The organism is Cognatiluteimonas telluris, from assembly GCF_011320095.1.
GTDB lineage: Bacteria > Pseudomonadota > Gammaproteobacteria > Xanthomonadales > Xanthomonadaceae > Cognatiluteimonas > Cognatiluteimonas telluris.
In genome coordinates, this window is the sequence record NZ_JAANOY010000020.1 from 1 (window position 1) to 19,627 (window position 19,627).

Genomic DNA, 19,627 nt, shown 5'->3' on the forward strand with positions numbered 1-19,627 from the left:
CCGTCGCATGAAATGTTTTTAATGTCGGCGCGCGGCTCCAGGTCCGCGCGCCGACCGTGCATCACACGGCGTTGTCCGCCCTAGGTCCGCTTGACCTCGACCGGCACGCTGTCGAGCTTGTCGCCCAGCAGCCGGCGCACGACGGTGTAGAACAGCGGGATGAACAGCAGGCCGAGGAAGGTCGCCGCGAGCATGCCGCCGATCACGCCGGTGCCGATCGCGTGGCGCGCGTTGGCGCCGGCGCCGCTGGAAATCGCCAACGGCAGCACGCCCATGATGAAGGCCAGCGACGTCATCAGGATCGGCCGCAGGCGCAGCTTGGCCGCCTCCACCACCGCCACGCCGAGCGGCTTGCCGGCGCTGCGCTCCTGGATGGCGAATTCGACGATCAGGATCGCGTTCTTCGCCGCCAGGCCAATCACCGTGATCAGGCCGATCTTGAAGTAGATGTCGTTGGGCAAGCCGCGGATCATCGACAGCGCCACCGCACCGAGCACGCCGACCGGCACCACCAGCAGCACCGACACCGGCACCGACCAGCTTTCGTACAACGCCGCCAGGCACAGGAAGACGACCACGATCGACAGGATCATCAGCATCGTCGTCTGGCTGCCGGACAGCAGCTCCTGGTGCGATTGCCCGGCCCAGTCGTAACCGAAGCCCGCGGGCAGCTGCTTGTCGACGATCGTCTGCATCGCCTCCATCGCTTCGCCGGAGCTGTGGCCCGGCGCCTGCGCGCCGACGACTTCCACCGCGGCGAAGCCGTTGTAGCGGGTCAGCGTCGGCGGCGCGACGGTCCACTTGGAATCGACGACGTTGGTCAACGGGATCATCGTCGGCACGGCGTCGCTGCCGCTTGCGGACGACCCGTTGCCGGCGGCGCCGTTCACCGGCGTGTAGAAGTGCGACAGCGAATCGGCGCCGGTGCGATACGGCGCATCGGCCTGCATGGTGACGCGCTTGACGCGCCCGCCCTGGACGAAGTCGTTGACGTACACCGGCGCCAGCATCAGCTGGATCGCGCTGTAGATGTCGCCCACCGACAGGCCCATCGACTGCGCCTGCACGCGGTCGACGTCGAGCTTGAGCTGCGGCGCATCGGCGAGCGTGTTCGGCCGCACGCCGACCAGCGTCTTGTTCTGGCTTGCCGCGCCCATCAGCGTGCCCAGCGCCTGCGACAGCGCCTCGCGGCCCTGGCCGCTGCGATCCTGCAGGTACATGTCGAAGCCGCCGAACTGGCCCAACCCGTTCACCGTCGGCAGGTTCAACACGAAGATCTGCGCGTCGCGGATCGGGAACAGCGCCATGTTCGCCTTCTGGATGAACTCGGTCGCGCTGACCTTGCGCTCGCTCCAGGGCTTGAGCTTGATGAAGGCCATGCCGACGTTCTCGCCCTGGCCGACGAAGCTGAAGCCGGCGACCTGCATCATCCCCTCGAAGCCTTCCTGCTTCTCCATCGCCGCGCGCACCTGCTCGAACACCGCGTCGGTGCGGCGCAGGGTGGCCCCCGGCGGCAGCTGCACGATCGCCAGCGCGTAGCCCTGGTCTTCCTCGGGCAGGAAGCTGCCGGGCATGCGCGTGAACAGCCACACGCAGGCCACCGCAAGCCCGGCAAACACGATCATCCAGCGCGGCGCATGCCGCACCGCGCTGCCGATGTGGCCGACGTAGGTGTTGCTGAGCCAGCCGTAGACCTTGTTGAAGCCGCGGAAGACCGGGTTGCGGCTCTCGTGGTGCGCGGTCGGCTTGAGCAGGCTGGCGCACAACGCCGGCGTGAACCCCAGCGCGAGGAAGGCCGAGAACACCATCGCCATCGCGATCGTGAGCGCGAACTGCTTGTAGATCGCGCCCGCGCTGCCGGCCTGCAACGCGCTGGGCACGAACACCGCCGCCAGCACGATGGTAATTGCGATCACCGCGCCGCTGATCTGGTGCATCGCCTTGATCGTGGCCTGGTAGGGCGACAACTTCTCCTCGGTCATGATCCGTTCGACGTTCTCGATCACCACGATCGCGTCGTCGACCACGATGCCGATCGCCAGCACCATGCCGAACAGGCTGAGCTGGTTGATGGTGAAGCCGATCAGCTTCATGCCCAGGAACGTGCCCAGCAGCGCCACCGGGATCACCAGCGTCGGGATCAGCGTCGCGCGCAGGTTCTGCAGGAACAGCAGCATCACCAGGAACACCAGCACCATCGCTTCGGCCAGCGTCTTCACCACCTCGTGGATGGAGATCTTCACGAAGGTCGAGCTGTCGTAAGGCGTGAACCACTGCACGCCGGCCGGGAAGCTCGGTTGCAGCTCATCCATGCGCTGCTTGACCGCACCGGCGACGGCCAGCGCGTTGGCGCCCGGCCCGAGCTGCACCGCGAAACCGGCGGCGGGCGTGCCGTTCCACTTCAGGTCGAAGCCCTGCGCCGAGCCTGCCAGTTCCACCCGCGCGACATCCTTCAGCCGAACGGTCGCGCCGCTGGGATCGGTGCGCAGCAGGATCTGCTCGAACTGTTCGGGCGTGCTGAAGCGGCCTTCGGCCGAGACCGAGGCGGTGAACATCTGCGACGACGGCGACGGCTCGCCGCCGACGGCGCCGGCGGAGAACTGCACGTTCTGCCCACGCACCGCCGCCAGCACCTGGCTGGCCGACAGCCCGTAGGCGTGCAGCTGGTCGGGGTTGAGCCAGATGTGCATGGCGTATTCGCCGCCGAACAGCTGGGTGCTGCCGACGCCGGGCACGCGCGCGATCTGGTCGACCACGCGCGAGGCGAGCAGGTCGGACAGCTGGTCGCGGCCAATGGCCGGGTTGCTCGACTTCACCGCGACCACCATCAGGAAGCCCGGGTTGGCCTTGGCCACCGTGACGCCCTGCTGCACCACCTCGCTGGGCAGGCGCGGGGTCGCCTGCGCGACCTTGTTCTGCACCTGCATCTGCGCGGTATCCGGATCGGTACCGGGCTTGAAGGTGATGTTGATCGACGAGCCGCCGCTGGAGCTGGACGAGCCGCTGAAGTAATCGAGGTTGTCGATGCCGGTCAGCTGCTGCTCGATGATCTGGGTGACCGCGCGCTCGGTGGTCTCGGCGCTGGCGCCCGGATAATTGGCCTGCACCCCGACCTGGGTCGGCGCGATGTTGGGATAGGACTCCACGCCCAGGGTGCCGATCGACAGCAGGCCGGCGATCACGATCAGGATCGCGATCACCCAGGCGAAGACCGGGTGCTCGATGAAGTAGCGCGACATGGCTCAGGCCTGCCCGGCGCTGGCGGTGTTGGCGCCGGGATTCGCGGCGGGCTTGGCCGGGGCTGCGGCGCCCGGCGTCGCCGGTGCGGCGGGGACGGCTTTCGCCGGCTGCCCGGGCTGCGCGCGCTGGATGCCGGAGACGATGATCTTGTCGCCGTCGACGATCCCCTTGCTCACGACCCAGCTGCTGCCCTGGGCGCGGTCGGTGCTGATGTCCTTGCGCGCGACCTTGCCGTCGTTGCCGACCACCAGCACGTAGGCGCCGGCGGCATCGCGCTGCACCGCGACCTGCGGGACCAGGAAGGCATGCCCGCGTTCGCCCAGCGCCGCCACCACGGTGACGAAGGTGCCCGGCAGCAGCCGCTTGTCGGGATTGGGGATGCGCGCGCGCAGCGACACCGCGCCGGTCGCGGGATCGACCACGTCGCCGGAGAAATCCAGGCTGCCGGGCTGGTCGTAGGGCGTGCCGTCGGGCAGGACCACCTGCACCTTCGGCTCGGCGGCGTCGCCACCGGCGGCCTTGATGCGTTCGCGCTCGGCGACGCTCATCGAGAAGTTGACGTACAGTGGATCGATCTGGTCGACGGTGGTCAGCAGTGTCGCGTCGCCCTGCCCGACCAGCGCGCCCTCGGTCACCTGCTGCTTGCCGGCGCGGCCGCTGATCGGCGCGCGCACGTTGGCATAGCCGCGATTGATGCGCGCGGTCTCCACCCCGGCCTTGGCCTGTTGCACCGACGCGCCGGCGCTGCGTTCGGCGGCGATGGCGTTGTCGTAGTCCGACTGCGAGATGTATTTCTGCGGCAGCAGCTGGCGCGCGCGATCGGCGGAGGACTTGGCGTTGGCATAGGTCGCCTGCGCCTGCGCCAGCGCGGCCTCGCTCTGCCCGAGCGCGGCCTGCAGCTGCGCCGGGTCGATCAGGAACAGCACCTGGCCCTCGCGCACGTCGCTGCCTTCCTCGTACACGCGCCGCTGCAGTACGCCCGGCACGCGCGCGCGCACGTCGGCGCTGCGATAGGGCGCGAGCCGTCCGACCAGCTGCTGCTGCAGCGCCACGTCGGTGGCCTTGGCGGTGATCACGCCCACTTCCGGTGGCGGCATCTGGCCGCCCGGCCCACCGGCGCCGGCTTGCGGCTGGCCCTTGCCGCAGCCGGCGAGGACGAGGGCGAAAAGGGCGGCCATGGCCAGTGCGTGGCGGACAGGGGTCATCGGCGGGGCTCCGGATCGAGGCTCCGGCGGGAGCGCTCAGCAGGATGGGGCGTATTTTCTGAACTGCGCAGTATAGGCTGGGTGCCCGGCGGCGCCCGTGCCAGAAGTGCTGGCGACGCACCCGCCCCGGGGCGTGGTCAGTCGGGAATGGTCAGCAAACGCGAGAATGCCGCCGGGTCGGCCTCCGGCGCGTGCGGCAGCCAGCCCAGGCAGGGCGCCGGGATCCGCGCCTGCAGCATCGGCCGCTGGTCCTCCCGTCGCTCCATGCCAGGATCGATCGCATTGCCGATCCAGCCCAGCAACCGGCAGCCATCGGCGGCGATGGCGCGTGCGCTCAGGATCGCGTGGTTCAGGCACCCCAGCCGCAGGCCGACCACCAGCACGACCGGAAGATCCAGCGCGCGCACCACGTCCACCTGGCGCAGCGTTGCCGACAGTGGCGCATCCCAGCCACCGACGCCTTCGACCACCAGGGTGTCGGCCTGCACCTGCAGCCGCGCATGGGCGGCGAGGATGCGGGCGAGGTCGATCTGGACCCCGGCGTCGCGCGCGGCCAGTTCCGGCGCCAGCGGCAGCGGCAGCGCGTAGGGATTGAGGTCCTCGTAGGCAGGCACCGGATCGCTCGCCGCCTGCAGCGCCAGCGCGTCCTCGTTGCGCCAGCCGGCGGCGGTCGCCTCGCAGCCGCTGGCGACCGGCTTCATCCCGGCCGCCCGCAGCCCGCGCGCGCGCAGGGCATGCAGCAGCGCGGTGCTGACGCGGGTCTTGCCGATGCCGGTATCGGTGCCGGTGACGTACATCCCTTGCATCGCCACATGCTAGCAACCGCTCGTGGCGCCCTGCATCCCGGCGGCACCCTGCGGCCGCTGCGGTAGACTCGCGCGATGTTCGCCACCGCTTCCCTGTCCGGCACCAAGCCCGAGCAATACGCGCAACTGCTGGCGCAGGCGCGCGGCCTGCTGCACGGCGAACGCGACCGGATCGCCAACGCCGCCAACCTGTCGGCGCTGGTCTACCACGCGCTGCCGCAGCTCAATTGGGTGGGCTTCTATTTCTTCGACGGTACCGAGCTGGTCGTCGGTCCCTTCCAGGGCCTGCCCGCCTGCGTGCGCATTCCACTGGACAAGGGCGTGTGCGGCGCCGCGGCGCGCACCCGCCGCACGCAGCGCGTCGAAGACGTCAATGCGTTCCCGGGCCATATCGCCTGCGACTCGGCCTCGCGCTCGGAACTGGTGGTGCCGCTGTACGACGGCGACGCGTTGATCGGTGTATTCGACATCGACAGCCCGGTGCCGGGTCGCTTCGATGGCGACGACCAGGCCGGCATGGAAGCGCTGGCCCGCTGCTTCCTCGACGCGTGCGCGCTCGAGGCGGGCGTGCTCGAAGCGGGCGTGCTCGAAGCGGGCGTGTCACCGTGAGCTCCACCGACAAGAGCGCGCAGCCCAAGCTGCGCAACATCGGCCCGAAGTCGGCGGCGTGGCTGCGCCAGGTCGGCCTGCGTTCGCGCGAGGATCTTGCCGGCGTCGGCGCGGTGGATGCCTTCATGCGGGTCAAGCGCGCCGGCTTCAAACCCAGCCTCAACCTGCTGTACGCGCTGGAAGGCGCGCTGCTGGATTGCCATTGGCAGGAAGTCCCCGATGCACGCCGCAACGAGCTCGTCAGCCAGGCCGAAGGCAAGATCGCGCTGCTGCCCACGCCGCGCAACCGGCCTGCAGCGGGACCGGTGACCACGACGATGATGTCGCCGGACGCCGACGACGACGCCCATGGCGGTGACGGCCTGGCGCTGTTCGACGATGCGGAGCCCTCCTCGCAGGAGTGAGTCCGCCGCGGCTTGCCGTTGGCGCGCCGGGATTTGTTTTGCCACGCCGCGCGCGGTCGCATAGACTGCGCGCGCTTCGAGGTGACCCGCCGGCGGCGCTGCCGTCCACGGGTTGAAACGGGAAGCCGGTGACACGGGCCCACGCCCGCCAGTCCGGCACTGCCCCCGCAACGGTAAGCGAGACAAGCCGCGACATCCGCCACTGTGCTTGCGCATGGGAAGGCGTCACGGCCGGGAATGCACTCCCACTCGCGAGTCCGGAGACCGGCCACGAAGTCACTGGTTGCGATGCGGCGGGCATTGCGGCGGCGTGCCGTCGCTGTTGCGCGGCCCTTCGCTTGCACAACCCTCCACACGCGACTCCCTCGACGTCGATGCGCGCGGGCGTGCGCGCTGGAGAATACTCATGCAATTGCATCAAACCCGTTTACGGCTGCTTGCCGCCGCCATCGCACTGTCCCTGCCGGCGTGTGCCTTCGCCGACGACGGCGCTGCCGCCACCGATCTCGACCAGATCACGGTCACCGCCACCCGCACCGCACTCACCGTCGACCAGTCGCTGGCCGCGGTGGACGTCATCGACCGTGATGACATCGACCGCAGCCAGGCGCACTCGCTGCCGCAACTGCTGCGCGGCCGCGCCGGCATCAACCTGGTCAACCAGGGCGGTCTGGGCAAGTTGACGACGCTGTTCCTGCGCGGCACCGAATCGGACCAGACGCTGTTCCTGGTCGATGGCGTGCGCGTGGGTTCATCGACTTCCGGCCTGACCGCGTTGCAGGACATTCCGCTGGACAGCATCGACCGCATCGAGATCGTGCGTGGCCCGCGCTCGAGCCTGTACGGTTCCGAAGCGATCGGCGGCGTGATCCAGATCTTCACCCGCCGCCGCACCACCGCAGGCGTCGATCCGCGCCTGCACGTCGGCGTCGGCAGCCATGGCCTGCGCGAGGCCGGTGCCGGGCTCGACGCCGCATCTGCGCGCGGCTGGTTCGGCGCGGACGCCGGCTGGCAGCGCAGCGACGGCATCAACGTGTGCCGCGGCATCGGCGCGCCCACGTACGCCGGCTGTGGCGACGACACACCCGACCCGGACCGCGACGGCTATCGGCGTGCGTCGCTGGCGTTGCGCGGCGGCGTCCATGCCAGCGACGCATTGACGCTGGAAGCCAATGCGTTGCGCAACGAAGGCCATAACGACTACGACGCCAACCCGGACTTCGGCCTGCCCGATGCTTCGGACACGGTGCAGCAGGTGCTGCAGGGCAAGCTGCGCTACGCAGCGGGCGGACGCGCTTCACTGCAGTTCGTGGTCGGCCGCAACGTCGACGCCTCGCGCGACTTCCTTGGCGACGCCTACGTCGACCGCTTCGACAGCACGCGTGATACCGCTTCGCTGCAGGGCGACATCACGCTCGCCGCGACGCAACTGCTGACCCTCGGCTACGACTGGTCGCGCGATCGCGGCGCCACCGCCAGCCTGTTCACCAACTTCGACAGGTCGCGCGGCAATCGCGCCGGCTTCGTGCAGTACCAGGGCCGCTTCGGGCGCAACGACCTGCAGGCTTCGCTGCGCCATGACGACAACGATCAGTTCGGCGGCCACGGCACCGGCAGCCTCGCCTGGGGCCTGGACATGGCGCACGGGCTGCGCGTCACCGCCAATGCCGGGACCGCGTTCAAGGCGCCGACCTTCAACGAGCTGTATTACCCGTATTACGGAAACACCGCGCTGCGCCCGGAAACCTCGCGCAGCGTCGAACTCGGCCTCGCGCAGCGCCTGTCCGCCTGGCATTGGCAGCTCAATGGCTACCAGACCACGATCGATGACCTGATCACCTACGACCCGATGCTGTTCGTCGCCAACAACCTCGACAGCGCCCGCATCCGTGGCGCCGAATTGACCGCGGGCGCGACGATCGCCGGCTGGGAGCTGTCCGGACAGGCGAGCGCGCTCGATCCGCGCAACCGCAGCGCCGGTAACGACGGCAGGCTGCTGCCGCGTCGCGCGCGACGGAGCGCCCGGGTTGATCTCGATCGCGCATTCGGCGCCTGGCGCCTGGGCGCGAGCTGGATCGCCGAGGGCGCGCGCTACGACGATGTCGCCAACACCCTGCGCGTCGGGGGCTACGCCACGCTCGACCTGCGCGCCGAGCGCGCGCTTGCCACGCACTGGGTGCTGCAGTCGGAACTGCGCAACGCCTTCGACCGCAACTACGAGACCGCCGCGTATTACACCCAGCCCGGCCGCGAATTCGCGCTGACCCTACGCTGGCGCGCGGCCGACTGAGCCCAGGCGACGCCGTTCCGTCCAGGAACGGCGCTTCGCAGGCGCGCGCGCCCTCCGCGAGGAGCGGCTTCAGCCGCGAGCTTTTCCGGCGGGGCCGTCCCAGGCAGGAGCTCGCGGCTGAAGCCGCTCCTACCGGGAGCGTTCTACAAGGAGCGCCCCTGCGACGGGCGCTTGCGCGGTGGTTACGAATGCAGCCTGCCGTGCAGTGGCGGCGCGTCCACCAGGCGCAACGCACGTAGCGTCCGCACCAGCTCCCGGTAGCTGCGCGCGAGTTCCTCGAACAGCGCGGCATAGGCATTGCGGCTGGCCTGCGCCACTTCGAAATACGCGCCGCGACCCAGGTCGATGAAGTAGTCCCCGCTCACCCGTCGCCGTTCGGCCATCCCGGGATAGAGCCCCGCGATCAGCAGGCAACGATCGCCGACATCGCGCAGCGCATCAGCGCGCGCGCTGCCGATGTTCGCCTGCGCGGCCAGCCATTCCAGTGCCAGCGTGCGCGCCAGCAGGCTGTCGTCGCGTTGGAAGCGCAACAACACGAACACCAGGTAGCTTTCGCGCGATTCGTCCAGCGGCGCATGCAGCCGCGCGCCCGCATCGTGCACCAACGCTTGCCACAGTTGCGCCTGCGCGCCGCAGGTGATTCCACCGTCCATCGACGCCCCCGATCGTTGCCGACGACCCGAGCGTAGTCCGGTTGTTTTGCGCCGTGTTGGCAGCCGCGCGCGCCGACTGCCAGACGCGGCCGCGGGCGCTATTCGACCGTGACCGACTTGGCGAGATTGCGCGGCTTGTCGACGTCGGTGCCGCGTGCGAGCGCGGTGTGGTAGGCGAGCAACTGCACCGGGATCGTGTGCACGATCGGCGACAGCACGCCGACATGGCGCGGAGTGCGGATCACGTGCACGCCCTCGGATTCACCGAACTGGCTGTCGGCGTCGGTGAACACGAACAGCTCGCCGCCACGCGCGCGCACTTCCTGCATGTTCGACTTCACCTTCTCCAGCAGCCTGTCGTTGGGCGCGATCACCACCACCGGCATGTCCTTGTCGACCAGCGCCAGCGGACCGTGCTTCAGCTCGCCGGCCGGATAGGCCTCGGCGTGGATGTAGGAGATCTCCTTGAGCTTGAGCGCGCCTTCCAGGGCGATCGGGTAATGCACGCCGCGCCCCAGGAACAGCGCGTGCTGCCTGGGCGAGAAGCGTTCGGCCCACACCGCGATCTGCGGCTCCAGGTTCAGGGCGTGCTGCACGCTGCCGGGCAAGTGGCGCAGGGCTTCGAGCAGCTCGGCCTCCTGCAGCGCGGCCAGCTTCCCGCGCAACTTCGCCAGGGTGGCGGTGAGCGTGAACAGCGCGACCAGCTGCGTCGTGAACGCCTTGGTCGAGGCCACGCCGATCTCCGCGCCGGCGCGGGTGTGGTACACGAGCCGGCTCGCGCGCGGGATCGCGCTTTCGGGCACGTTGCAGATCGACAGCGTGCGCGCATGCCCGAGCGACTTGGCGTATTTCAGCGCTTCCATCGTGTCCAGCGTTTCGCCGGACTGGGAGATCGTCACGATCAGCTGCCGCGGATTCGCGACCGCGGTGCGGTAGCGGTATTCGCTCGCCACCTCGACGGCGCAGGGAATACCGACCATGCCCTCGATCCAGTAGCGCGCGGTGAGTCCGGCGTAATAGCTGGTGCCGCAGGCGAGGATCTGCACGCTGTCGACGTCGCGCAGGACCTCCGCCGCATCGGCGCCGAACAGCTCCGGCGCGAATCCGCCCACGCCCATCAAGGCCTCGATGGTGTCGGCGATCGCGCGCGGCTGCTCGTGGATTTCCTTCTGCATGAAGTGCCGGTACGGACCCAGCTCCAGCGAGGCCAGCGAGACGTCGGACAGGTGTTCCTCGCGCTGCACCGGCGTGCCGTCGGTATCGAACACCGCGACGCCTTCGCGCGTGAGCTCGGCGGTGTCGCCCTCCTCCAGGAAGATCACCCGCCGGGTCGAGGACACGATCGCCGAGACGTCGGAAGCGACGAAGTTCTCGCCGTCGCCCAGGCCCACCAGCAGCGGGCAACCCATGCGCGCGGCGACCATGCGCGAGGGATCGCGCTGGTCGATCACCGCGATCGCGTAGGCGCCGTCGAGGTCGCGCACCGCGGTCTGCAGCGCCTGCAGCAGGCTCGCGCCCTGCGCGCGGTAATGGTGGATGAGGTGGGCCACGACCTCGGTGTCGGTCTGCGACTCGAACTCATAGCCCAGCGCCTGCAACCGCGCGCGCTGCTGCTCGTGGTTCTCGATGATGCCGTTGTGCACCAGCGCCAGCTCGCCATGGCTGATGTGCGGGTGCGCGTTGTTCTCGGTGACGCCGCCGTGGGTGGCCCAGCGGGTGTGGCCGATGCCGAGCGGGGACACGAAGGACTCCGCAAGGGCGGCGGACTCCATTTCCGCCACGCGCCCGGTGCGGCGCACCCGGCGTACGCAGGTGTCGCCCAGGATGGCGATGCCGGCCGAATCATAGCCGCGGTATTCCAGCCGCTTGAGGCCGTCGATCAGCAGGGGAACCACATCGCGATCCGCGATCGCGCCGACGATGCCGCACATGGACTGCACTCCGGAGGCCAGCGCGCAGTGTAGCGGCGCGGCGTGAATGGGCGATGTGTCCGGCGGACAGCGTGCGGTGTCCGCGGACACCCGGACACGCCCGTCCGCCCAATGGATTCAACCCTTTGGCGTTGGCACGCATCCTGCTTTTCACTCCGCCAACACGCACCGACGACGCCCGCCGCCGCATGAGCATCCGCGATACCTCCGCCCAGGACATCCCCGTCGCCTCCACCGCGCGCGGCCGGCAGTGGCGCCAACGCCGCCCGTGGCTGGTCGGCGGCGCGCTGGGCGTGGCCGGCCTGCTGCTGATCGCCTGGCTGCTGTCGGGCTGGGCCGGCGGCAGCCGCTCGTTCGACGCCAGCCGCGTGCGCATCGCCACCGTCACCCGCGGCGACCTGGTGCGCGACATCTCCGCCGACGGCCGCGTGATCGCTTCCAACAGCCCGACCCTGTACGCGATCGCCGGCGGCACGGTGACGCTGCACGTGGTCGCCGGCGACGTGGTCAAGCAGGGCCAGGCGCTGGCCGAGATCGACAGCCCGGAACTGCGCAGCCAGCTGGCGCAGGAGCAGGCCACCCTCGCCAGCCTGGAAGCCGAAGCCAGCCGCGCGGCGCTCGATGCGCAGCTGGCTCGCTCCAACGCGCGCAAGCTGCTCGACCAGGCGCAGATCGACGAAGTCGCCGCGCAGCGCGACCTGGAACGCAACCAGCGCGGCTTCGCCGGCGGCGCGGTGCCGCAGATCGACGTTGCCCGGGCGCAGGACAACCTCAAGAAGACCCAGATCGGCGTCTCGCATGCGCGCGAGGACTACATCCTGCAGGGCCAGGGCGCGGGACTGGATACGCGCAACAAACACCTGCTCGCCGACCGCCAGCGCGCGGTCGTCGGTGAACTGCAGCGCCAGGTCGACGCGCTGACGCTGCGCGCCCCCTTCGACGGCCAGGTCGGCCAGGTGCAGGTCGCGCAGCGCGCCAACGTCGCGATCAACGCGCCGGTATTGAGCGTGGTCGACCTGTCGAAGTTCGAGGTCGAGATCAAGGTGCCGGAGAGCTTCGCGCGCGACCTCGCGATCGGCATGCCGGCGCAGCTCACCAGCGGCAACGGCGAGCCCTATCCCGGCGCGGTCTCGGCGGTCTCGCCGGAAGTCGTCAATGGCGAAGTCACCGCGCGCCTGCGCTTCGCCGACAAGCAGCCGCCCGGCCTGCGCCAGAACCAGCGCCTGAGCGCGCGCATCGTGCTCGACACGCGCCGCAACGTGATGCAGGTCGAGCGCGGTCCGTTCGTCGAACAGGACGGCGGGCGCGTGGCCTACGTCATGGATGGCAACCAGGCCGTGCGTCGGCGCATCCGTACCGGGGTCAGCAGCCTCAACGCGGTCGAGCTGCTGGAAGGCGTGCAACCCGGCGACCGCATCATCGTCTCGGGCAGCGACCAGTTCGGCGACGCCGAACGCGTCCGGATCTCGGGACAGTGACCGCAAGCATGGTTCCCGAAGCGTGTGATCTTCGAGGAACGGTCCTGGAGAGCGACATGTCCAACCCGCGCGACAACGCCACCATGTATTTCCCCTCCCAGCTGCACTGGTCCAGCGAGCAACTGGCCGACGCCGTCCCGCGGCGGCTGCACCCGCTGTTCGCATTCGATGCCTCCAGCAGCGGCATAGAAGACAGCGCCAATGCATCCCCGGTGCGCCGGCCGCCAGCGCCTGCGTTCCTGCCGGCCACGCCCGCGCCCGACGTGTTCCGCATCCACTAATCCCACCCGACCTTCCCGCTGCCGGGAAGGGCCAGAGCCAGAGGACAGTCCCATGCTCGACATGCGCCAGGTCACCAAGGTCTACCGCACCGAACTCGTCGAGACCCATGCGCTGCGCGCGCTCGACCTGCACGTGCGCGAAGGCGAGTTCGTCGCCGTCACCGGACCCTCGGGCTCGGGCAAGACGACCTTCCTCAACATCGCCGGGCTGCTGGAGACCTTCACCGGCGGCGAGTACAAACTCGACGGCGAGGACGTGCGCGGCATGTCCGACGACGCCCGCAGCAGGCTGCGCAACCGCAAGATCGGTTTCATCTTCCAGAGCTTCAACCTGATCCCGGACCTGAACCTGTTCGACAACGTCGACGTGCCCCTGCGCTATCGCGGCATGAGCGGCAGCGAGCGCAGGCAGCGGATCGAGGAATCGCTGGCGCGCGTCGGCCTGGGCTCGCGCATGAAGCATTACCCGGCCGAGCTCTCCGGCGGACAGCAGCAACGCGCCGCGATCGCGCGCGCGCTGGCCGGCAGCCCGCGCCTGCTGCTGGCCGACGAGCCGACCGGCAACCTGGACTCGCAGATGGCCCGCGGGGTACTGGAGCTGCTGGAAGAGATCAACGCGCAGGGCACGACGATCGTGATGGTCACCCACGACCCCGAGCTTGCCGCGCGCGCGCAGCGCAACGTGCACATCGTCGACGGCATGGCCACCGACCTGAGCGTGGAGCCGAGCCTGCGGCGCGCGTTCGCCGGCGCGTCCGCCGACGCGGCCAGTTAGCCGCACGATCGACCCGGCATGACGCAGGCTTTGCGCCGACGCGCACACGCATGACCACGGCGGGCCCACGCCCGCCCCACGGAGCACCCAGATGTTCGCCTACTACTTCGACCTCGCGCTGCGCAGCTTCCGCCGCAACAAGGCGCTGACCGCATTGATGGTGCTCGCCATCGCGCTGGGCATCGGCGCCAGCATGACCACGCTGACGGTGTTCCACGTGCTGTCCGGCGATCCGATCCCGCAGAAGAGCGACAAGCTGTTCGTGGTCCAGCTCGACCCGGCGGCGAAGGAAGGCTATACGCCCGGCGAGGAGCCGGCCGACCAGGTCACACGCTTCGACGCCGAGGCGCTGCTGCGCCAGCACCGCGGCGTGCACCAGGCGATGATGACCGGCGGCAGCGTCGGCGTCGAGCCGCAGCGCCAGGGCGCGCAGTCGACCACGATGGATCCGTTCTATGCCGATGCGCGCTATACGTCGTCGGACTTCTTCCAGATGTTCGACGCGCCGTTCCAGTACGGCAACGGCTGGTCGGCCATCGAGGACGGCAAGCACGAACGGGTGGTGGTGATCGCCAGCGACCTGAACAAGAAGCTGTTCGGCGGCGCCAACAGCGTGGGCAAGATGCTGCGCCTCAACCAGCACGACTTCCGCATCGTCGGCGTGCTGGCGCCGTGGCGGCCGACGCCGAAGTTCTACGACATGTACAACGACCGCTTCGGCGAGCTGGAGCAGGTGTTCGTGCCGTTCACCGTGTCGCGCGACCTGGACATGGACCGCAGCGGCAGCATGGACTGCTGGGACGACCACAAGGACGACAACGACGATCCCGAAGGCGCAAGCGGCGTCAACGCGCCCTGCACCTGGATCCAGTACTGGGTGCAGCTGGACACGCCGGCGCAGGTCGCCGCCTACCGCCAGTACCTGGTGAACTATTCGGACCAGCAGCGCGCCAGCGGCCGTTACCTGCGCCCGACCAACGTGCGCCTGCGCGACGTGATGACCTGGCTGGACTTCAACAAGATCGTGCCGGGCGACGTGCGGCTGCAGCTGTGGCTGGCGTTCGGCTTCCTGCTGGTGTGCCTGCTCAATACGGTCGGGCTGCTGCTGGCGAAGTTCCTGCGCCGCAGCAGCGAGATTGGCGTGCGGCGCGCGCTGGGCGCATCGCGGCGGGCGATCTTCGCCCAGTGCCTGGTGGAAGCCGGCACGATCGGACTGGTCGGCGGCGTGCTCGGCCTGGGCCTGGCGGTGCTCGGCCTGTGGGCGGTGCGGCAGCAGCCCAGCAGCTACAACGCGCTCGCGCACCTGGACGTGCCGATGCTGGTCACCACCTTCGTGATCGCGATCGTCGCCAGCCTGCTGGCCGGCGTGCTGCCGGCCTGGCGCGCCTGCCAGGTGGCGCCGGCCATCCAGCTCAAGTCCCAGTAGGCACGCGACACGCACGCCGCGCGCCTTCGACCCCTGCATTCCCGCGAGGAACCACCATGGAACTGCGCCCGATCCTGACCACCCTGCGCCGGCACAAGACCGCCAGCGCGCTGATCGTGCTGGAAATCGCCCTGAGCTGCGCGATCGTCTGCAACGCCCTGTTCCTGATCAGCAGCCGCATCGACCGCCTGCATCGCGTCAGCGGCCTGGCCGAGAACGAGCTGGTGCGCGTGCAGCTCACCGGCATCGGCAAGGACGAGAACGAGGATGCGCTCACCAAGACCGACGTGGCCGCGCTGCGGGCGTTGCCCGGCGTGCGCGATGCGATCGTCACCAACCAGGTGCCGTTCGTGAATTCGTCCTGGAACAGCTCGGTGACGATGACCAACGACCAGCAGCAGCCCACGCTCAGCGCGACGACCTACATGGGCGACGACCACTTCCTCGACACCTTCGGGCTGAAACTGGTCGCGGGGCGCAATTTCACCCCCGACGAGCTGGTCCAGTGGAACGACTTCAACGCGCCCAACGCGAAGATCGCGCTGCCGGCGATGATCATCACCAGGAGCATGGCCGACAAGCTGTTCCCGGGACAGTCGGCGGTGGGCAAGTCGATCTACACCTGGGGCGATGATCCGATCCGGATCGTCGGCGTCGTCGAGCACCTGGTGCGACCCAGCGACCAGGGCGGCGAAGCCGGGCATGAGTATTCCGAGATCCTGCCGCTGCGCGTGCCCTATACCACCGGCGGCAATTACGTCCTGCGCGTCACCGATCCCGCGCGCCGCGACGAAGTACTCAAGGCGGCGATCGAGACGCTCAAGCGCAACGGACCCAACCGCATCGTGCTGGCCGACAACACCATGACCTTCGAGGCGCTGCGCGCGAAGTACTACCAGCAGGATCGCGCGATGGTGTGGCTGCTCGCGGCGGTGATCGTCGCATTGCTGGTGGTGACGGCGCTGGGCATCGTCGGCCTGGCCAGCTTCTGGGTGCAGCAGCGCACCAAGCAGATCGGGGTGCGTCGCGCGCTGGGTGCGACCCGCGGGCAGATCCTGCGTTATTTCCAGACCGAGAACTTCCTGCTCGCCACGCTCGGCATCGTGCTGGGGATGATGCTGGCCTACGGCATCAACCAGCTGCTGATGGGCAAGTACGAACTGCCGCGGTTGCCGGCGATCTACCTGCCGGTCGGCGCCATCGCCCTGTGGTTGCTGGGGCAGGTGTCGGTGCTCGGTCCCGCGCGCCGCGCCGCGGCGGTGCCGCCGGCCGTCGCCACCCGCAGCGTCTAGCCAACACCTCGGGAGATGACCATGAGGCGACGTTTTCCCCTCGTGACCGCGAGCCTGCTGCTCGCCGTCGCCACGACGGTCGCCGGCTCCGCCGCCAGTGCGAAGGAGATCCACACCCGCGTCGACGACTTCAGCTGGAGCGACCACGGCGCGTCGCTGGCGCTGCACTCGCAGAACGACAGCGGCGTGGTCGTCACCCGCGCCGAGCCCGAGCCCTTCCACGGCCTGCGTCGCGGCGACCGCATCCTCGCCGTCGACGGCCGGGCGGCGCGGCAGGTGGAAGACGTCACGCGCGCGCTGCGCGGCCAGACCGGTGCGCTGGCCTTGCGCGTGCGTCGCGGCGGTCACGAAACCACCCTGGTGTGGTCGCCGGCCGAGTACCGCATGTCCGCCCCGCCCCGCGTGCCACGCGCACCGGCGCCACCACCACCACCGCCGCCGCCACCGCCACCGCCGCGACCCTGACGCCGCCTGCGATGATCGCGCCCCGCCGTTTACCGGCCCCCATGGCATCCTGACGCCCATGCCGAACGTCCTGGTCATCGACGACAACCCCGCGGTGGCGACCGCGCTGGAGACGCTGTTCTGTCTGCACGACATCACGACCCGCGCCGTGGCGTCGCCCGAGGATGGCCTGGCGCTGCTCGCGCGCGAGCGATTCGACCTCGTGGTGCAGGACATGAACTTCCATGCCGACACCACCTCGGGCGACGAGGGCGTGGCGCTGTTCGCGCAGATCCGCGCCTGCCATCCGGACCTGCCGGTGATCCTGCTCACCGCGTGGACGTCGCTGGAATCGGCGGTCGACCTGGTGCGCGCCGGCGCCGCGGATTACCTGGCCAAGCCCTGGGACGACCGCAAGCTGCTGGCGACCGTCAACAACCTGCTGGAATTGTCGGAAGCCCGGCGCGAACTCGCACGCCATCGCTCCGGCGAACAACGCCGGCGCAACGCGCTCGAGCGCGACTACGACCTGCGCGGTTTCGTGTTCGCCGACGCCGCCAGCGAGCGGGTGCTGGCGCTGGCCTGCCAGGTCGCGCGCTCCGACCTGCCGGTGCTGGTGACCGGGCCCAACGGCGCCGGCAAGGAAAAGATCGCCGAGATCGTGCACGCGAACTCGGCGGTAAAAAGCGGGCCGTTCGTGGCGCTGAACTGCGGCGCGCTGCCGGGCGAACTGATCGAAGCCGAACTGTTCGGCAGCGAAGCCGGCGCCTACACCGGCGCGCAGCGCGCGCGCGAAGGCAAATTCGAAGCCGCCGACGGCGGCACCCTGTTCCTCGACGAGATCGGCACGCTGCCGCCGGCCGGGCAGGTGAAGCTGCTGCGCGTGCTCGAGACCGGCGCCTTCCAGCGCCTGGGCGGCAACCGCGAGCGGCAGGTCAAGGTGCGCATCGTCAGCGCCACCAACGCCGACCTGCGTGCGCTGATCGCCAGCGGCCAATTCCGCGAAGACCTGTTCTACCGGCTCAACGCGATCGAACTCGCGTTGCCGCCGCTGGCCGAGCGCGCCGACGACATCCTGCCGCTGGCGCGGCACTTCCTGCCGCCCGGCAAGCAGTTCGGCGACGACGCGATGCGGGCGCTGCTCGCGTATCGCTGGCCGGGCAACGTGCGCGAACTGCGCAACACCATCCAGCGTGCTTCGCTGCTCGCGCGCAGCGCGATGCTCGGCGCGGCCGACCTGGGCCTGCCCGCCGGCGCCGAGCACGCGGCGTCGGCCACCGGCGAGGAGCCCAACCGCGCGGCGATCGAAGCGGCACTGCAGCGCAGCGGCGGCGTGGTGTCGCAGGCGGCGGCGGACCTGGGGCTGTCGCGACAGGCGCTGTACCGGCGGCTGGAACGTTTCGGCATGGAGCGCCCGGGCGCGCACCGCGACTGACATGCGCCTGCGCCAACGCATTCCGCTGAGCCTGTTGTTCGCCGCGATCGCGCTGGCCTATCTGGCGGCGGGCATCGCATTGGCGCTGCTGCTGTCGTGGCTGCGGGTCGGGCCCTGGCAGGCGGGACTGCTGGCGTTCGCGATCCTCGCGCCGCTGCTGGTGTACCACGTGCGGCGCGCGTTCGCGCCGATGCATTCGTTGTTCCGCGCCCTCGCCGGCACCGTGGCGAGCTATCGCGACGGCGACTACGGCTTCGGGCTGGCGTGGGCGGGCCGCGGCGAACTGGGCGAACTGGTCGCCAGCCACAATGCGCTCGGCGAAGCGCTGCGCGAACAGCGGCTGTCGCTGGTGCAACGCGAACTGCTGCTCGACACCATGGTGCAGAACACCCCGGTGGCGATGCTGCTGGTGGATCCTGCACGCCGCGTCGTGCATGCCAACATCGCTGCGCGCAAGCTGCTCGGCGAGGGCCGCAAGCTCGAGGGCCAGGACTTCGACGCGCTGCTGGCGCAGACGCCGGATGCCGTGCGCGATGCGTTCGAACGCGGCGGCGACGGCATGTTCACGCTCGACGAAGGCGCCGATGGCCTGGATAACGGCAACGAAGAGATCTACCACCTCGCCCGCCGCCACTTCCGCCTCAACGGACGGCGCCACGAACTGGTGCTGCTGCGCCAGCTCACCGCCGAACTGCACCGCCAGGAGGTGCAGACCTGGAAGAAGGTGATCCGCGTCATCAGCCACGAGCTCAACAACTCGCTGGCGCCGATCGCTTCGCTCGCGCATTCGGGCGCCGAACTGCTGCGTCGCGGGCAACTCGAGCGCCTGCCCACCGCGCTGGCGACGATCGAGGAACGCGCACGCCACCTGGAAGGCTTCATCCGCGACTACGCGCGCTTCGCCAAGCTGCCTTCGCCGCGACTGGAAGCGGTGCCGTGGTCGCGCTTCCTCTCCCAGTTGCGCAGCCAGGTGGACTTCGTCGCCGAAGGCATCATTGATGAGCATGCCGCGCGCTTCGATGCCGCGCAGCTCGAGCAGGGCCTGTTGAACCTGATCAAGAACGCGCACGAATCCGGCTCCCCCGCCGATGAAGTGCGGCTGGTGCTGCGGCGGCTGTCCAGCGGCTGGCGGATCGACGTGCTCGACCGCGGCCAGGGCATGAACGAAGCGGTGCTGGCCAACGCGCTGCTGCCGTTCTATTCGACCAAGCGTGGCGGCACCGGGCTGGGATTGGCGTTGGCGCGCGAAATCGCCGAGGCCCATGGCGGCCGCATCGCCCTGCTCAACCGCGACGGTGGCGGCCTGTGCGTGAGCCTGGTGTTGCCGGACTGAGACCGGGGCCGCCGGCGGCAACCCA

16 protein-coding genes and 1 riboswitch are annotated in these 19,627 nt (G+C 69.6%); of the genes, 11 read left to right on the top strand and 5 right to left on the bottom strand.

Annotated elements, in window-relative coordinates; genetic code table 11:
- Nucleotides 1-80: 80 nt before the first annotated feature.
- From G7B67_RS09885 to bioD, 3 genes are all read right to left on the bottom strand, one after another.
- A complete protein-coding gene (locus G7B67_RS09885) occupies nt 81-3,239 on the bottom strand; it encodes a multidrug efflux RND transporter permease subunit (RefSeq protein ID WP_166211620.1) in 3,159 nt (1,052 codons plus the stop codon).
- A gap of 3 nt (nt 3,240-3,242) precedes the next feature.
- Entirely contained in the window at nt 3,243-4,445 is a 1,203-nt protein-coding gene (locus G7B67_RS09890) for an efflux RND transporter periplasmic adaptor subunit (RefSeq protein WP_166211623.1), read from the bottom strand.
- A gap of 137 nt (nt 4,446-4,582) precedes the next feature.
- On the bottom strand, nt 4,583-5,251 hold the full coding sequence (bioD, locus tag G7B67_RS09895; RefSeq protein WP_166211625.1) for a dethiobiotin synthase: 669 nt from the start codon (nt 5,249-5,251) through the stop codon (nt 4,583-4,585).
- A 75-nt stretch (nt 5,252-5,326) separates the two neighbouring features.
- Between bioD and G7B67_RS09900 the strand changes: the two genes are divergently transcribed.
- The 3 genes from G7B67_RS09900 to btuB all read left to right on the top strand — a co-directional run bounded on the left by G7B67_RS09900 (nt 5,327) and on the right by btuB (nt 8,554).
- Nucleotides 5,327-5,860 (top strand): GAF domain-containing protein, encoded by a 534-nt coding sequence (locus G7B67_RS09900; RefSeq protein WP_166211628.1) that lies wholly within the window; start codon nt 5,327-5,329, stop codon nt 5,858-5,860.
- Nucleotides 5,857-6,264, top strand: a complete 408-nt coding sequence (locus G7B67_RS09905; protein WP_243412326.1) for a TfoX/Sxy family protein — start codon at nt 5,857-5,859, stop codon at nt 6,262-6,264. The genes G7B67_RS09900 and G7B67_RS09905 overlap by 4 nt, the downstream gene beginning before the upstream one ends.
- A gap of 62 nt (nt 6,265-6,326) precedes the next feature.
- A riboswitch (cobalamin riboswitch) is annotated at nt 6,327-6,551 on the top strand.
- 119 nt (nt 6,552-6,670) lie between these two features.
- Entirely contained in the window at nt 6,671-8,554 is a 1,884-nt protein-coding gene (gene btuB / locus G7B67_RS09910; protein ID WP_166211631.1) for a TonB-dependent vitamin B12 receptor, read from the top strand.
- A gap of 182 nt (nt 8,555-8,736) precedes the next feature.
- On the opposite strand, the gene G7B67_RS09915 is transcribed toward btuB, so the two are convergent.
- Together G7B67_RS09915 and glmS are read right to left on the bottom strand one after the other, a co-directional pair.
- A complete protein-coding gene (locus G7B67_RS09915) occupies nt 8,737-9,207 on the bottom strand; it encodes a hypothetical protein (protein WP_166211634.1) in 471 nt (156 codons plus the stop codon).
- Between the two features lie 98 nt (nt 9,208-9,305).
- Nucleotides 9,306-11,138, bottom strand: a complete 1,833-nt coding sequence (gene glmS / locus G7B67_RS09920) for a glutamine--fructose-6-phosphate transaminase (isomerizing) (RefSeq protein WP_166211637.1) — start codon at nt 11,136-11,138, stop codon at nt 9,306-9,308.
- 188 nt (nt 11,139-11,326) lie between these two features.
- Between glmS and G7B67_RS09925 the strand changes: the two genes are divergently transcribed.
- The 8 genes from G7B67_RS09925 to G7B67_RS09960 all read left to right on the top strand — a co-directional run bounded on the left by G7B67_RS09925 (nt 11,327) and on the right by G7B67_RS09960 (nt 19,602).
- Nucleotides 11,327-12,616, top strand: a complete 1,290-nt coding sequence (locus G7B67_RS09925; RefSeq protein WP_166211640.1) for an efflux RND transporter periplasmic adaptor subunit — start codon at nt 11,327-11,329, stop codon at nt 12,614-12,616.
- Nucleotides 12,617-12,672: 56 nt separating this feature from the next.
- Nucleotides 12,673-12,897 carry a hypothetical protein gene (locus G7B67_RS09930; protein WP_166211643.1) on the top strand — a complete coding sequence of 75 codons (225 nt, stop codon included), beginning with the start codon at nt 12,673-12,675 and terminating at the stop codon, nt 12,895-12,897.
- A 52-nt stretch (nt 12,898-12,949) separates the two neighbouring features.
- Nucleotides 12,950-13,672 carry an ABC transporter ATP-binding protein gene (locus G7B67_RS09935; protein ID WP_166211646.1) on the top strand — a complete coding sequence of 241 codons (723 nt, stop codon included), beginning with the start codon at nt 12,950-12,952 and terminating at the stop codon, nt 13,670-13,672.
- Nucleotides 13,673-13,763: 91 nt separating this feature from the next.
- Entirely contained in the window at nt 13,764-15,098 is a 1,335-nt protein-coding gene (locus G7B67_RS09940; protein WP_166211649.1) for an ABC transporter permease, read from the top strand.
- Between the two features lie 56 nt (nt 15,099-15,154).
- A complete protein-coding gene (locus G7B67_RS09945; RefSeq protein ID WP_166211652.1) occupies nt 15,155-16,390 on the top strand; it encodes an ABC transporter permease in 1,236 nt (411 codons plus the stop codon).
- A 21-nt stretch (nt 16,391-16,411) separates the two neighbouring features.
- Nucleotides 16,412-16,855 carry a PDZ domain-containing protein gene (locus tag G7B67_RS09950; protein ID WP_166211655.1) on the top strand — a complete coding sequence of 148 codons (444 nt, stop codon included), beginning with the start codon at nt 16,412-16,414 and terminating at the stop codon, nt 16,853-16,855.
- A 58-nt stretch (nt 16,856-16,913) separates the two neighbouring features.
- Complete coding sequence (locus G7B67_RS09955) at nt 16,914-18,269, top strand: sigma-54-dependent transcriptional regulator (protein ID WP_166211659.1); 1,356 nt, start codon at nt 16,914-16,916, stop codon at nt 18,267-18,269.
- Between the two features lies 1 nt (nt 18,270).
- Entirely contained in the window at nt 18,271-19,602 is a 1,332-nt protein-coding gene (locus G7B67_RS09960) for a sensor histidine kinase (RefSeq protein WP_166211662.1), read from the top strand.
- Nucleotides 19,603-19,627 lie beyond the last annotated feature (25 nt).

Bases quoted from the DNA above. Each gene is read 5' to 3' on its own strand.
- G7B67_RS09885 (WP_166211620.1), bottom strand. From the start codon at position 3,239: ATGTCGCGCTACTTCATCGAGCACCCGGTCTTCGCCTGGGTGATCGCG.
- G7B67_RS09890 (WP_166211623.1), bottom strand. From the start codon at position 4,445: ATGACCCCTGTCCGCCACGCACTGGCCATGGCCGCCCTTTTCGCCCTC.
- bioD (WP_166211625.1), bottom strand. From the start codon at position 5,251: ATGCAAGGGATGTACGTCACCGGCACCGATACCGGCATCGGCAAGACC.
- G7B67_RS09900 (WP_166211628.1), top strand. From the start codon at position 5,327: ATGTTCGCCACCGCTTCCCTGTCCGGCACCAAGCCCGAGCAATACGCG.
- btuB (WP_166211631.1), top strand. From the start codon at position 6,671: ATGCAATTGCATCAAACCCGTTTACGGCTGCTTGCCGCCGCCATCGCA.
- G7B67_RS09915 (WP_166211634.1), bottom strand. From the start codon at position 9,207: ATGGACGGTGGAATCACCTGCGGCGCGCAGGCGCAACTGTGGCAAGCG.
- glmS (WP_166211637.1), bottom strand. From the start codon at position 11,138: ATGTGCGGCATCGTCGGCGCGATCGCGGATCGCGATGTGGTTCCCCTG.
- G7B67_RS09925 (WP_166211640.1), top strand. From the start codon at position 11,327: ATGAGCATCCGCGATACCTCCGCCCAGGACATCCCCGTCGCCTCCACC.
- G7B67_RS09930 (WP_166211643.1), top strand. From the start codon at position 12,673: ATGTCCAACCCGCGCGACAACGCCACCATGTATTTCCCCTCCCAGCTG.
- G7B67_RS09935 (WP_166211646.1), top strand. From the start codon at position 12,950: ATGCTCGACATGCGCCAGGTCACCAAGGTCTACCGCACCGAACTCGTC.
- G7B67_RS09940 (WP_166211649.1), top strand. From the start codon at position 13,764: ATGTTCGCCTACTACTTCGACCTCGCGCTGCGCAGCTTCCGCCGCAAC.
- G7B67_RS09945 (WP_166211652.1), top strand. From the start codon at position 15,155: ATGGAACTGCGCCCGATCCTGACCACCCTGCGCCGGCACAAGACCGCC.
- G7B67_RS09950 (WP_166211655.1), top strand. From the start codon at position 16,412: ATGAGGCGACGTTTTCCCCTCGTGACCGCGAGCCTGCTGCTCGCCGTC.
- G7B67_RS09955 (WP_166211659.1), top strand. From the start codon at position 16,914: ATGCCGAACGTCCTGGTCATCGACGACAACCCCGCGGTGGCGACCGCG.
- G7B67_RS09960 (WP_166211662.1), top strand. From the start codon at position 18,271: ATGCGCCTGCGCCAACGCATTCCGCTGAGCCTGTTGTTCGCCGCGATC.